This window comes from Arthrobacter sp. Soil764 (assembly GCF_001428075.1).
Lineage (GTDB): Bacteria > Actinomycetota > Actinomycetes > Actinomycetales > Micrococcaceae > Arthrobacter.
Window position 1 is genome coordinate 1 of record NZ_LMSI01000010.1, and the last position, 12,826, is coordinate 12,826.

General features: G+C 64.3%; 14 protein-coding genes. 4 read left to right on the forward strand and 10 right to left on the reverse strand.

The genetic code is table 11. From position 1 onward, the window contains the following. Positions 1-546: 546 nt before the first annotated feature. From rpsN to rpmB, 3 genes are read right to left on the reverse strand one after another with little or no spacing between them, the layout of a single operon-like run. Positions 547-852, reverse strand: a complete 306-nt coding sequence (gene rpsN, locus ASG86_RS07305) for a 30S ribosomal protein S14 (RefSeq protein WP_009358853.1) — start codon at positions 850-852, stop codon at positions 547-549. A gap of 2 nt (positions 853-854) precedes the next feature. Continuing rightward, positions 855-1,022, reverse strand: a complete 168-nt coding sequence (gene rpmG, locus ASG86_RS07310; RefSeq protein WP_013602737.1) for a 50S ribosomal protein L33 — start codon at positions 1,020-1,022, stop codon at positions 855-857. Beyond that, entirely contained in the window at positions 1,022-1,258 is a 237-nt protein-coding gene (rpmB, locus tag ASG86_RS07315) for a 50S ribosomal protein L28 (RefSeq protein ID WP_018763944.1), read from the reverse strand. The genes rpmG and rpmB overlap by 1 nt, the downstream gene beginning before the upstream one ends. 317 nt (positions 1,259-1,575) lie before the next feature. Here rpmB and ASG86_RS07320 point away from each other — a divergent pair, with 317 nt between their 5' ends. Genes ASG86_RS07320 through ASG86_RS07330 form a run of 3 tightly spaced genes read left to right on the forward strand, consistent with a single transcriptional unit; the run spans position 1,576 to position 4,380 of the window. Beyond that, the gene (locus ASG86_RS07320; RefSeq protein WP_056332068.1) at positions 1,576-3,048 is read left to right on the forward strand and encodes a ferredoxin reductase family protein; all 1,473 of its coding nucleotides are present in this window, start codon (positions 1,576-1,578) and stop codon (positions 3,046-3,048) included. Next, positions 3,045-3,575 (forward strand): FMN-binding protein, encoded by a 531-nt coding sequence (locus tag ASG86_RS07325; RefSeq protein ID WP_056332070.1) that lies wholly within the window; start codon positions 3,045-3,047, stop codon positions 3,573-3,575. The genes ASG86_RS07320 and ASG86_RS07325 overlap by 4 nt, the downstream gene beginning before the upstream one ends. Continuing rightward, entirely contained in the window at positions 3,559-4,380 is an 822-nt protein-coding gene (locus tag ASG86_RS07330; protein ID WP_082566711.1) for an FAD:protein FMN transferase, read from the forward strand. The genes ASG86_RS07325 and ASG86_RS07330 overlap by 17 nt, the downstream gene beginning before the upstream one ends. A gap of 20 nt (positions 4,381-4,400) precedes the next feature. Here ASG86_RS07330 and ASG86_RS07335 read toward each other — a convergent pair whose 3' ends face one another. From ASG86_RS07335 to ASG86_RS07345, 3 genes are read right to left on the reverse strand one after another with little or no spacing between them, the layout of a single operon-like run. Beyond that, the gene (locus tag ASG86_RS07335) at positions 4,401-5,162 is read right to left on the reverse strand and encodes an SGNH/GDSL hydrolase family protein (RefSeq protein ID WP_056332072.1); all 762 of its coding nucleotides are present in this window, start codon (positions 5,160-5,162) and stop codon (positions 4,401-4,403) included. Positions 5,163-5,198: 36 nt separating this feature from the next. Then, entirely contained in the window at positions 5,199-6,461 is a 1,263-nt protein-coding gene (locus ASG86_RS07340; RefSeq protein WP_082566712.1) for a glycosyltransferase 87 family protein, read from the reverse strand. A 47-nt stretch (positions 6,462-6,508) separates the two neighbouring features. After that, positions 6,509-7,000, reverse strand: coding sequence for a MarR family winged helix-turn-helix transcriptional regulator (locus ASG86_RS07345; RefSeq protein WP_056332130.1), 492 nt, complete (start codon positions 6,998-7,000; stop codon positions 6,509-6,511). 61 nt (positions 7,001-7,061) lie between these two features. Here ASG86_RS07345 and ASG86_RS07350 point away from each other — a divergent pair, with 61 nt between their 5' ends. Beyond that, complete coding sequence (locus tag ASG86_RS07350) at positions 7,062-7,367, forward strand: YciI family protein (RefSeq protein ID WP_056332076.1); 306 nt, start codon at positions 7,062-7,064, stop codon at positions 7,365-7,367. Here ASG86_RS07350 and ASG86_RS07355 read toward each other — a convergent pair. From ASG86_RS07355 to ASG86_RS07370, 4 genes are all read right to left on the reverse strand, one after another. After that, positions 7,364-8,209 carry an SGNH/GDSL hydrolase family protein gene (locus ASG86_RS07355; RefSeq protein ID WP_056332078.1) on the reverse strand — a complete coding sequence of 282 codons (846 nt, stop codon included), beginning with the start codon at positions 8,207-8,209 and terminating at the stop codon, positions 7,364-7,366. The genes ASG86_RS07350 and ASG86_RS07355 overlap by 4 nt on opposite strands. A gap of 132 nt (positions 8,210-8,341) precedes the next feature. After that, positions 8,342-10,537, reverse strand: a complete 2,196-nt coding sequence (locus tag ASG86_RS07360) for a CBM96 family carbohydrate-binding protein (RefSeq protein WP_235565128.1) — start codon at positions 10,535-10,537, stop codon at positions 8,342-8,344. A gap of 405 nt (positions 10,538-10,942) precedes the next feature. Next, positions 10,943-12,013 carry a siderophore-interacting protein gene (locus ASG86_RS07365; protein ID WP_056332083.1) on the reverse strand — a complete coding sequence of 357 codons (1,071 nt, stop codon included), beginning with the start codon at positions 12,011-12,013 and terminating at the stop codon, positions 10,943-10,945. Continuing rightward, complete coding sequence (locus ASG86_RS07370; RefSeq protein WP_056332085.1) at positions 12,010-12,825, reverse strand: ABC transporter ATP-binding protein; 816 nt, start codon at positions 12,823-12,825, stop codon at positions 12,010-12,012. Before ASG86_RS07370 ends, ASG86_RS07365 begins: the two co-directional genes overlap by 4 nt. Position 12,826: the final 1 nt, after the last annotated feature.

Below are 12,826 nucleotides of genomic sequence, written 5' to 3' on the forward strand. Positions count from 1 at the left end.
CACGGGGTGGCGGCACAGCAAATTCAACCAATTTATAAAAAATCGGTATCAACAAACTTGGCACACTATTGAGTTCTCAAACAACAGACACACCCGGCACCACCCAAACCAACGTTCAGGATCGCTCCGGAGCAACTTTTCAAACTTACCCGATCCCCAACCCCGAAGCAAATCCATCATTCAGGATTCTTTTCGGGGGGAAGATCGTTCCCCACCCGTTTCCAGCGCCCTAAAGAGCAACCAGATTCTGGCTTTGATTTTGGGGGTTTTGGCCCCGCGGTGATCAGTTCTTCACTGTCTCCCCCGCGGCGACTTAGAAAACAATACACGCACTCTTGCCCCACTGCAAACCAGCTACCCAGCCGGCTTCAAACCCCGGAATCAAGCGGCAAATGCGGGCATGGAGGCACCAAGCCGCCTCCCGCCGTCGTCATTTCCCAATGTGTGCTGCCGCACAGCCTGAGGTACTTCGCTGCAGACAGCAGAAGGGCCGGCAACCCTAAGGTTGCCGGCCCTTCTCAAGCAGCTGGATTCAGCGGTGCTGGATTACCAGGAAGACTTGGTGATGCCCGGGAGTTCGCCCTTGTGGGCCATGTCGCGGAAGCGGACACGGGAGATACCGAACTTCTGGAAGGTACCGCGGGGGCGGCCGTCGATGATGTCGCGGTTACGCAGACGGATCGGGGACGCGTTGCGGGGCAGCTTCTGCAGGCCCAGGCGGGCTGCTTCGCGTGCTTCGTCGGTTGCGTTTTCGTCAACCAGGGTCTTCTTCAGCTCGAGGCGCTTTGCAGCGTAACGCTCAACGATGACCTTGCGCTGCTCGTTGCGAGCAATCTTGGACTTCTTAGCCATGTTTAGCGCTCCTCTCGGAATTCGACGTGCTGGCGGATCTTGGGGTCGTACTTCTTCAGGACCATGCGGTCCGGGTCGTTACGACGGTTCTTGCGGGTTACGTAGGTGTAGCCCGTGCCCGCGGTCGACTTGAGCTTGATGATCGGACGTACGTCCTTGTCCTTAGCCACTAGAGCTTCACCCCACGAGCAAGAATGTCGGCGACGACTGCGTCGATGCCGCGCACGTCGATGGTCTTGATGCCACGGGCAGAAACCTGCAGCGTGACGTTACGGCGCAGGGACGGAACCCAGTAGCGCTTCTTCTGAATGTTCGGATCGAACCGACGCTTGTTGCGGCGGTGCGAGTGCGAAATGCTGTGCCCAAAGCCCGGCTCGGCCCCGGTCACTTGGCAGTGTGCTGCCATGACTTCTCCTCAAGAATTGAAAGTAATGATCCGCATATCTGCTGCTGGACCATGCTGCTAAGGGCGACCCAAAAATGAAGAAGGGCAACGGTTAGTCACGCAACTTGAGCCCCTAACTACCGGCCACCCTGGAGAAATTACCGGGCAACCGGAGCAATTGCGCACGCTCCGCGCACTTAGCGCCTACCAAGTCTACGAGTTGGCGCAATTAAAGACCAATCGGGCGGCAAAGGGTGTATAAGGGCCGCGGAAACATCACAGCCAGGGCTGGCCGTTTTTCACAGCAAGATCATAGTTTTCGCGCGCATCGTGGATGCATGAACACGAAGCTCCTGCCGGCATCACCGGCCGCAAGCAGTTCCGGCCGCCCGGGGCTTTCACTTCCAGCACCGAAGAATCCCTCCCGCGGCTGGTTCGCCCGCCAGTACCGGCAGCGCATGCTGCGGAGGGACCTCCTGACGGTCATCGCCTGGACCTCCGTGGCCGCCGCAATTGCCCTTTGGCTTGCCGACGGCGGGGCCACCGGCATCACCTCCCCCGCCGCTGCATTCACGGCAGCGGGCATTGTGGCCGGGTTGGCGGGCATGGACCTGGTCCTGCTGATGCTTCTCCTGGCCGCGAGGATTCCATTTATTGACCGCACCATCGGCCACGACCGCGCCCTGGAGTTCCACGGGAAGCTGGGAAAGCCCTCCCTCTACCTGCTCCTGGCACACGGCATCCTGCTCGCCACCGGGTACGGCATGGCCGAGGGGCTGGATCCGGTCACTGAGTCCGTCAACCTGTGGGTTCAGGTGCCCGACATGTGGCTGGCGTTCGTCTCCGTGGCGCTGTTCATCGCCGTCGTCGTGACATCCCTGGTGGCTGTCCGGCGTCGGTTCCCCTACGAGTTCTGGTATGTGGTGCACCTCCTCACTTATGCCGCGGTGGCAACGTCACTGCCCCACCAGTTCAGCGTGGGCGGCCTCTTTGCGGCAGGCACCTGGCAACGCTGGTACTGGCTGGCCATCTGCATCTACACGGGCACGGCCCTGGTGTACTTCCGGGTGCTGGAGCCGGCGCTGGCCACGGCACGGCACCGGCTGACCGTGGCCCGTGTGGAGGCCGTGGCGCCCGGCGTGGTGAACATCGTCATGAGCGGCCGGAAGCTGGACCAGCTGGCAGGCACGGGCGGACGCTTCTTCATCTGGCGCTTCCTGGCCCCGGGCATGTGGTGGCATCCCCATCCATTCAGCCTGTCCGCCGAGCCCGTCCTGCATGGTCCTGACGGACAGGGGACACTGCGGGTCACCGTGCGGAACCTTGGCAACGGCTCGGCCCAGCTCCGCCGGCTGCGGAAGGGAACCAAGGTGGCCGTGGAAGGCCCTTACGGGTTACTCAGCACGGCTGCCCGGACCCGGAACAAGGTGGTGATGATCGGTGCGGGCATCGGCATCACGCCCCTGCGCGCACTGCTGGAGACCACGCCGTTCGCTCCCGGCGAGGCGACTGTCCTGCTGCGCGGCCACACGGACCAGGAGCTGTACCTGGGCCGCGAAATCCTTGAGCTCTGCCGGGCCCGCGGGGTCCGGCTCTTCCACCTCACCGGGCCACGGGCCCATGGCCGCTCCGCCTGGCTTCCGGAGGACGCCGTGCGGGGCGGCTACAGCCTCACCTCCTATGTGCCGGACATCGCGGAAGCGGACGTCTATGTCTGCGGTCCGGCCGCGTGGGCGGCGAATGTCATAGCGGATGCCGGGAAGGCCGGAGTCCGCGAAGAACAGATCCATCACGAAAGGTTTGACTGGTGAAAATACGCGGAGCAATCGCTGCGGGCCTGGCCTCCGCCGGGATCCTCGTGGCTGGATGGCAGGCCGGCACCCAGGTGGGCGGCATCGGCACGGTGGCAACAAGTACGACGGCGACAGGCACCACGGGTGCGTCCGGCACGGGCACCTCAGGGTCTGGTGCGTCGGGGTCTGGTGCGTCCGGCACGGCCGGATCGACCGGCACGGGTTCGGCGGGTTCCACCGGCTCCACCGGCTCGACCGGCTCGACCGCCTCCGGAACCTACAAGGGAACCGCCGTGCAGACCCGGTTCGGTCCCGTACAGGTCCAGATCACCGTGGCCAACGGAAAGATCACGGACGTCACCGCACTCCAGCTGACCAACACCGACCGCAAGTCCATCCAGATCAGCAACCGCGCGGCACCCCTGCTCCGCAGCAAGGTCCTCGCGGCGCAGTCGGCAGATGTCCAGACCGTCAGCGGCGCCACCATCACCAGCGACGCGTACCTGACCTCACTCCAGGCAGCCATCGATGCAGCCCACCTCTAACCCCATCGACGCGGCAACCGGCGGTCCCATCCTGAAGGCGCGCACCTTTGAATGCATGGGTACGGTCATTGGCCTGACGCTGCCCGTCGGCTCCCCTGCGGAAGGGCAGCCTGGGCTTGACGAGCTCATGGCGGCCACCGCCGTCGTCGAACACCTCTTCCGGGAACTGGACGAAAAATTCAGCCTGCACCGCCCGGATTCGGAGGCGGCCAGGCTGGCCCGCGGCGAACTGACGCTGCGCGGTGCCTCGGAGGAGATGCGCGCGCGGTATGCGGAGGCGCATGAATGGCGGCTGCGCACGGAGGGCGCCTTCACCCCTGAACGGCCCGACGGCGCGCTGGACCTTTCGGGGATCATCAAGGGTCATGCCATCCGCGAGGCAGGTACCTCGCTACAGGCCCTGGGCCGGCACGACTGGTGCCTCAATGCCGGCGGCGACGTCTTGGTCAGCGGCTCTCCCCGCCCGGGCAGCACCGAGCCTTGGAAAGCGGGCATCGTGGACCCGGCCGACCGCAGGACCCTGGTTACCGGCTACGCACTTGGCGGCAGGAGCCGGCACACTGCGATTGCCACCTCGGGGTCCGCCGAGCGCGGGGAGCACATCTGGCGCGTGGGCAACAGCGCCGAGTTTGTCCAGGTCACTGTTGCCGCCGAGGACATCGTCACCGCCGACGTCCTGGCCACGGCGATCGTTGCCGGCGGAACCACCATGCTGAACCGCGCCACCGACCAATGGGACGTTGCCGCGCTGGCGATCCGCACGGATGGCTCCATCCTGGCGACGCCCGCGTTCCACGCCGCGTGAGCCACCGCCGAGGCGTCCCCCTACAGCCGGGTGAACGTGGGGTACTTCGGCTGCAGATTGTCCCCGGACGACTTGCCGGTTACGCGCCGGACCACCCACGGAGCCGCGTACTCGCGGAACCACTGGGCGTTGGCACGCAGGGCGTCGGCGCCGCTCAACTCAGGAACCGGGGACATCGGCGGGATGTCGATGGAGTGGTCATATTTGAGGACCTCGAGGACGCGTTTGGCCATGTTGGCGTGGCCCGCAGCGGACATGTGCATCCGGTCGTGCGCCCACATGCCCCAGTCGTAGTACTCGCTGAAGCGCCAGTAATCCACCAGCAGCGCGCCGTGGTCGCCCGCGATTCCCCGGACCAGCTCGTTGTAGATGGCGGTGCGGCCCCGCATGGTGCCAAAAACCTTTGAACCCCGGGCGTCGAAACCGGTGAACATGACCACAGTGGCGCCGGTGGCAGCCAGCTTCCCGACCGCGTCGTTGTACTCCACGAGGAGGTCATCGATGTCCACGCGTGGGCGAAGGATGTCGTTGGCACCGGCGTAGATGCTCACCAGCGTGGGGTTAAGCTCGACGGCGGCGTCCACCTGCTCAGCCAGGATCTGGCGGAGCTTCCGGCCGCGGATGGCCAGGTTGGCGTAGCCAAAGCCAGGATCGGCGGCGCAGAGCTGCTCTGCCACCCGGTCCGCCCAGCCGCGGACACCATTGGGGCGTGTCGGGTCGTCGTCTCCGACACCTTCGGTGAATGAGTCGCCCAGAGCCACGAACCGGGAAGTGAATTCCATGCGGCTAGTTTGCCATCCGTTGCCGGGAGCAACCAATCAGCCTCTGATTGAAACTCCATTTTGGCTGTGATGCGAACGGCTGTCCGCCCGGACGATGCCCACCAGCTTCAGCAAGGCCCAGCAGAAAAGAGTGAGCACAAGAGCGTTTCGCACAGTCAGCAGTAAGGCGACGCCGGGATTAAGGGCGGCATAAAGCTGTACATAAAGAATCGGATAGACAAGTGTTGTGAAAATCGCAATTACAAGCATTGCCACCGCGGGAACAACCCAGAGCCGGCCATACACGGCTACGCCGACACAGGTCACCGCAACCAGCCAGATCATGAACTGGGGCGATCCGACCTTGTTGAATACGATCATTGCCGAGACGAGTGCAAGGGCGCCAACCACTAAAAGTTCGCGACGATCCGCGCCTCTCCTGACTCCCGCCAGAATCAATAGACTCACCAGCGCCAGGCTTAGACACAGCAGCGGATTCATGAGGGTGCCAACAAAATCGGAGAGGGATCCCTTGATTTCCATTGTCACAATCTCGGTATTCGCATGAACTCTCGTACCTAAGCCAAGGACGGCCTGCCACAGTCCGGGCGTTGTGAACGGTGCTTCAAGCTGCATGCCACGCTCACCCTGGGCCTTGATGAAACCCAGCAGATTCTTGGCGCCGCCTCCAGCGAGCACGCCCCCGATCATGGCGGCAGAGACTGTGATTCCAGCCAGGAGGACCTGCATGCGAGCCTTGCTCGCCAGCACCAAAGCCAGGATCACTGCAGCTGGCCATACCTTGATCCACGTCGCAAGTGACAACAAAGCCGACGCTAACGCAGGGCGTTCTGACGCCAGCACGAGGCCGACAACAACGAGGGGGGCTGAAATCCCGTCCACGCGGGAGAACACCAGAGGACCGAGAATTGCGATTAGTAAGACCCACAAGTACGCAGCCTGCCACCCGTACCGTAACCTCCGACTGCCCTTCAACATCAGGAGCGCCAGCGCGTTCAGCAACGTGCACAGGAGGAACCAGCCGAACATATATGAGTTGTAACCAAAAATACCAGCGGCCAGCATAGGGAGCATTGCTCCTATTGGATAAACCCAAGGGACATCAATCCCCTGCCATACACCCTCTCTAAGTCCCAGGAAAGCCCATTGGCGGTAAAGGTCAACATCGCCATATACGCGTCCGGCCGTGATGTCCGGCAATAAAAGCATTAGGAAAAGGAAGTGCACAGCTGCGAATACGGCTACTATCGTCCTATTTCGAGAAAGAAATATTTCAGCACTGAACCGCGTGTTATCCATGGAGGGCCTTCTACTCAATTTAAAAGTTTTTGATACTGAGGGCTGTATTAGGCGCCGCCCTGCGTTTCGCGCAGGATCCAGTGGTCCTTGTCCAGGCGTCCCACCACTTTTTCGCCGATCCGGGCCAGATCCAGCACATCCTGCTCCGTCAAGGCATCGAGGAACAGGTCGCGGACGTCCTCCACGTGGCCCGGAGCCAGCCCGACGATCGTGGCCATGCCCTCCTCGGTAAGGTGCGCCGTGGTGACCCTTGCATCGTGGGGGTGGGGACGCCGTTCCACCCAGCCGCGCTTCTGCAGCTTGGTGACCACATGCGACAGGCGGGACAGTGAAGCACTGCTGCGCGCGGCGAGCTCGCTCATGGGCAGGAACCGGTCCTCGGCCTCCGACAGCATGGCCAGGACCGTGTAGTCGAAGAGGGAAAGCTTTCCCGCGGCGTGCAGCCTGGTGTCGAGCGCAGCGGGCAGCAGCGTATTGATGCTTACCAGCGCCAGCCAGGCGCGGCGTTCGTCAGCAGTGAGCCAGCGGGGTTTGGTCATGGGTTCCATTCTACGATTGATCCTTCAAGTAGCTTGCTGCGGCACCGGTAGGCTTGGCCCCATGTATGTTGTCTCCCTCACCTACCGCGTGCCGCAGGAGATCGTGGACTTCCACAACGACGCCCACATCGCCTGGCTGCAGAAGGCGTTCGACGACGGCGTCTTCATTGCCGCCGGCCGCAAGATCCCCCGCACCGGCGGACTGCTGCTCTCGCAGGCGGAACGGGAAACCCTGGACGCGAGCCTGGCGCAGGACCCGTTCTACGTCAACGGCGTGGCCGACTTTGAGGTGCTGGAGTTCCACGCCGCCCGGGTGGCCCCGGGGTTTGAAAACCTGTTGGACACCCCGCCCGCGCAGACCAGCTAGGGCGGGCCGCCGCCGTCGGACAATTCCGCGGCGATCTTCTTCAGCCCGCCTTTCCGCGGGACCTTCACCGGCTCCGGCCAGCGCGGGCTTAGCGTATCCCCCAGGGTTACGCCGCGGAGCTTGCGGCCAAACAGCGGCAGCACCCAGTCGTGGACCCAGCGCCGCTGGTGCCGCTCCCATTCGCGCAGGCCCAGCCGGGGCGGCGGCTCCCAGTCCCTGGGCTTGATCTTGTGCGGCACACCCAGCTGGTCCAGGACCTGCCCGGCAAGGTATTTGTGCCCCGCCTTGGACATGTGGAGCCGGTCCGAGTCCCACATCCTGCGGTCGTGGAAGGCGTCCAGGCACCAGTAGTCCACCAGCACCGCGCCGTACTTCTCCGCGATGTCCCGCACCCGTTGGTTGTAATAGGTGTTGCGCTTCTTCAACGGCTCCAGGAGCGCCGAGACCTTGACGTCGAACCCGGTGAAGAGGACCACCGTGGCACCGGTGCCGGCGAGCCGGGCAACAAGCTGTTCGTAGTCCGCCATGAGCGCTGCCATGTCGGTCTTCAGGTCCAGGATGTCGTTCCCGCCGGCATAAAGGGTGACCAGCGTGGGCTTCATCCGCAGCGCAGCTTCCAGCTGCTCGTCGATGATGTGCCGGAGCCGCTTACTGCGGATGGCCAGGTTGGCGTACTTCCACCCGGGCTGTGCCTTGGCGAGTTTCTCGGCCACCCGGTCAGCCCACCCCCGCACGCCATTGGGCAGCCGCTCATCCCGGTCCCCCACGCCTTCGGTGAAGGAGTCACCAAGGGCAACAAACACCCGCCGCCCGGAGCCAGGAAGCAAGGATTCGCGCGCCACCGGCCCAACCTAACGGCACAAAGGAAAGCAAGGACGACGCCGGGATGAACAGTCAGTGCGCGGGTCGTCATTGAGGCGGCTGATTACCCGGGCCCGTTCCCTGCCATAGGGAACGGGCCCGGTAATCAGGAATCAGGGGGTCCGTGAACCGCTGTCCGTCTGCATCCCTCCGTGGACCGGGCGGAACTCCCAGGTGTAGGAGCCGTCCGCTTTCAGGCTCATCCTCAGGTGGCCCCAGGTGTCGCTGAACTTCCGCTGGATGTAGGCCGGGTCACTGGTGAACGAGCGGAGGCCGATACCCCCAGTGGACACCTGGAACTGCTGCATGCCGTCCGGCACGCACTGGTCCGCGTTGTTCACCGGGCAAGTCCGCTCATAGTTGTGCTGGGAGCCGGACAGCAACACTTTCACCCGGTTGTTCCAGAACATGTCGATCCAAGGCTTCGCCTGGGTGAAGCGCGTGTGGCTGGACGTGTTGGAGGTGAAATATGGGTCATGGTAGACGGCGGCCAGATGCTTCCCGGCGGCCTTGGCCGCTTTCAAGTCAGCGTCCATTTCCGCGGTCATGGCCTGGGCCCGGGACGCGTTGTACCGCCACGTCGCCGTAGGCGCCACCAGGATGTGCCAGTTGCCCTTATCGAACGAATACCACTCCATCGCATCCTGGAACCGGCCCAAAGTGGTGCTGGTAGCGGACTTGGTGGAGCTCACACACTGGCCGTCCATGAACCGGTCCACGTCATCATTCACCCCCGGCTCCAGGTCGTGGTTGGGGCCCGTGGTCCAGTACGTCTTGGCCTTCAACCCGCCCCACAGCGTGTTCCACGCCCCGAGCGTCGAGCAGGTCCCCTTGTCGTACTGGAAGTCGCCGATGGCGAGGAAATTATCCAACGAACCATCGTTGAGGCCGCCGATGATGCTGGCAGCGTTCTTGCCGGACGCCGAGCTCGTCGACGTATTACCTGACGGGTTCATGTCGCCAACAGCAGCGAACTCGAAAGAATCACCCGACGGCGGAGTGGTCGGCGCCGGGGTCGGGCTCGAGGTAGGCGTCGGGGTGGGGGTAGGCGTCGGGCTCGTCGCCCCTGCTGCCGGGTACACACGTACCCAGTCCACGCGCATCTCCCCGGCACCGTCAGCAGTGGAGTCCGGGAACCAGTCCAGCTGCAGCGTCTGGTGCATGCTGCCTGGAGGCTGATGGGTGGGGTCCTTGTCCTCGAACCACTTCACGCCATCCACGTAACCGACCATCCCGGCGGGGGACCAGTCCACTGCGTAGTTGTGGAACTGGGAAACGTCCAGCGTCTTGCTGGCGCTGGTCTGGGAGTTGCTGCAGGAGAAGTGCTGGAAGAACTTGATGACGTTCCAGTCGCCCGATGTTTCCGCGTAATCGACTTCACCGTCGCAAGGCCAGTTCCCGCTGTCCGGCCACAGGATTGAGACCATGTGGTACTCGTTGTCGCCCGACCCGGCGGCGCGGACCTCCCACCGCCCGTACTTCTGGCGGGCGAACTTCGCGGACATGCCGGCGGTGGTCCCGTCCGGTGTTCCGTTCATGACCATCTTGGAGCCGTCCACTTTTACCTGCTGCGGGCTGCGGATGCCCTTGCCGGCGTGTCCGGCGCTGTTGTACACGCTCCACTTGGTTGCGTCCGGGGCTCCCGTGTAGTTGAACTCGTCCCCGGCGACGGGAGCGCCCCAGTTCTGCGTGGTGGCAGCCTGGACACCACTCGGATCAGTGGGCGCAGGTGTGGGGGTGGGGGTGGGGGTTGGCGTCGGGGTGGGGTTTGCCACCACCGCGTCAGCCGCGGTGGTAACCACCAGCTTTGGGCGGAGCGCCGCGTCCAAGGCCTGGTTCGATTTGAAGCCCAGCCACTTCTGAGTGCCGGATTCCAGCCTGAAGTTCTGCTCACCGCCGGTGGCGATGACGCCCTTGGTGACGTCCCATTCCACCCAGGCGCCGTTGGAGAACCCGCCGGTCTTGCCCAGCCATGTCCCGCGCGCCGGCGCGTTATTCCAGGTGACACCCGTTTCGGTCCATGCCCCGCCCGTGGTGTAAACATCCACAAACTCAGTCGATGTTGCCGCTGCCTCCGAGTATGCCCGCAGCTTTGCCGAGACGATGTGCTCCCCGGCCGGGACCTGGACGTTGAACCGCAGCAGGCTGTTCCGGGAGATGCTTGTCCGGCCCTCCGTGGACCATCGGACGCTGGTCCCGAAGTTCTCTGTCGGCCGGTCGGCCTGGACATAGCTGTCGGCGATCGGTGCGAATGTCAGCGCTCCAACCGCGTTCGCCACGCTGCCCACTACCGCGAGCGAAACGAGCATGACTAAAAGTGTCAGGGCAGAGATAGCCGGCCGCAGGATAGTTTTCATGGAATGAGACCTTAATGTTCCAGTTGAAATAACCGAAGCATACGGCTTGTCACACCCTGTGACATAGCAATTACCGCTCTAGAGATTCTTGAAAACGTGTGTTACGCGCGGAGCGACGGTGAGCGGACGTTTTGATTCAGGCCGCCAAAAGTGAGCGGGCGTCGAAGGAAGACCTGCAGGATCTGATGGGGCGTTGCAGGAGGGGCGGTGGGAGGGACATCCGGCAGCGTGCGTCTTAGCTGGGCCCACTCGGGCAGGGTCCCCTTGCCGAGCTTGCGAGGTTAGGGGCCCGAGGGGCGGAACGAGCGAGCACGCAGAGGATGTGCCTCCCACCGCCTGAGAGCCAAGGCGGACGGGTTACCCTTCGGCTTTGCCCTTCCGCCAGTAACCCATGAAGGCCACCTGTTTCCGGTCCATCCCCACGTCGCGCACCAAATAGCGCCGCAGGTCCTTGATGACGCCTGCTTCACCGGCAATCCAAGCGTAGAAGGGCATGGCGCCGGCGGGCATCCCAGGGTTCTTGGTGGCGCTGATGTGCGCGGTCTCCAACCGGGCAGGCGTCTCCCACAGGATGTCCGTATCCACGTTGACGTCCTCGGGCTCGGGCCCGGCGCCGCCGTCGTCCGTTCTGATGCCCACCCAGCCCGGCTCGGGGACGGCTTTCCGCACGGCCTCCTGCAGGAGGTGGCCGTGGGGCCGGGAGCGGCCGATGGCGGCACCGCGGGCAAGCCAGGTGATTTCGATGTCGGCCGGGGAGTGGAGCTCCAGGAAGTCGCCGGCCTGCGGAACCTCAAGGAAAGCGTGCCCGCTCATGTACGGCGGGAGCGTTTCGAGGATGGCGGAGATGGCGGGGACCGCGGTTTCGTCGCCGGCAAGCAGGATGCGCTGGGCCAGGCCGGGCCGCCATTCAATCCCGGAGTATGTCTCCGCGGTGATGCAATGGGCGGCGCGGTTGTTGGGGCCGATGATGGTGAGGGCGTCGCCGGGCCGGGCGTTGAAGGCCCAGTTGGCGGCGGGCCCGGTGTTGTCCGGACCGTCGAGGTGCATCGCGAAGTCGACGTCGATCTCCGGGTATACCCCGTCCAGCCGCGCCTCGCGGACGGTGTACGTACGCTTGGAGCCGCGCACGTTCGGGTCCATGGCCAGCCAGTCCCGGTACCACCCGGCCTGGCTGGTGTGGAAGGCCGGCAGCGGCAACTGTGAGCCGTCCGGGGCCAGGGACGGAATCACGAGTTTGATCCGGAGGTCCAGGGAGTGGCCGTGGACGCCGAAATCGCGCAGGGAGTAGCCTCCGAACGTGATCCTGCGGAATGTGGGGCTGAGCTGCTGGACGGAGGATACCGTCACCTCGAAGGCCAGGCTCATCGGCTGGGCGGTCACAGGATGGGCAGTCACAGGCTGGGCAGGTGCGTCGTGGCGGGTCTTCATGGGACGAGCTCCAGTTCGTTGGCTGGGGTGTGGTGGCGGCCTATTGGAATGATCAGCGGGGTGGCCGAAACGGGGTCCGGGATGACGCGGCTCTCCAGGCCGAAGACGTCGCGGACCAGTTCTTCCGTCACCACCTCGCGCGGGGACCCCACTGCCGCCACGGCACCGGCCTTCATGGCGATGACGTTGTCCGCGTAGCGCGCGGCGAGGTTCAGATCGTGCAGGACGATGGCCACTGTGGTGCCGTGCCTGCGGTTCAGGTCCGTTACGAGGTCCAGGACCTCCACCTGGTGGGCCAGGTCCAGGTAGGTTGTGGGTTCGTCCAGCAGCAGGACATCGGTTTCCTGGGCGAGGGCCATCGCAATCCAAACCCGCTGCCGCTGGCCGCCGGAAAGTTCGTCGACGTCGCGCCCGGCGAGGTCCAGCGTTCCGGTGGCTTCCAGCGCACGCTGCACGGCGGCGTCGTCCTTTTCACTCCAGCTCCGGAAGAAGCCCTGGTGCGGGTAGCGCCCGCGCCCCACCAGGTCGCGGACGCTGATGCCGTCCGGTGCGGTGGGGTGCTGGGGAAGCAGGCCGAGGGTCTGGGCCAGTTCCCGGGCGGGCCGGGTGTGGATATCCCTGGCGTCGAGGGTCACGGCGCCGCCGGAGGGCTTCAGGAGCCGGGACAGTCCGCGGAGCAGGGTGGACTTTCCGCAGGCGTTTGCGCCCACGATCATGGTCACCTTGCCTGCGGGAATCCGGACGCTGAGCCCGTCCACCACGCAGCGTTGGCCGTAGGTAAGCGTCAGGTCCCGGGCTTCGAGAACAGCCACG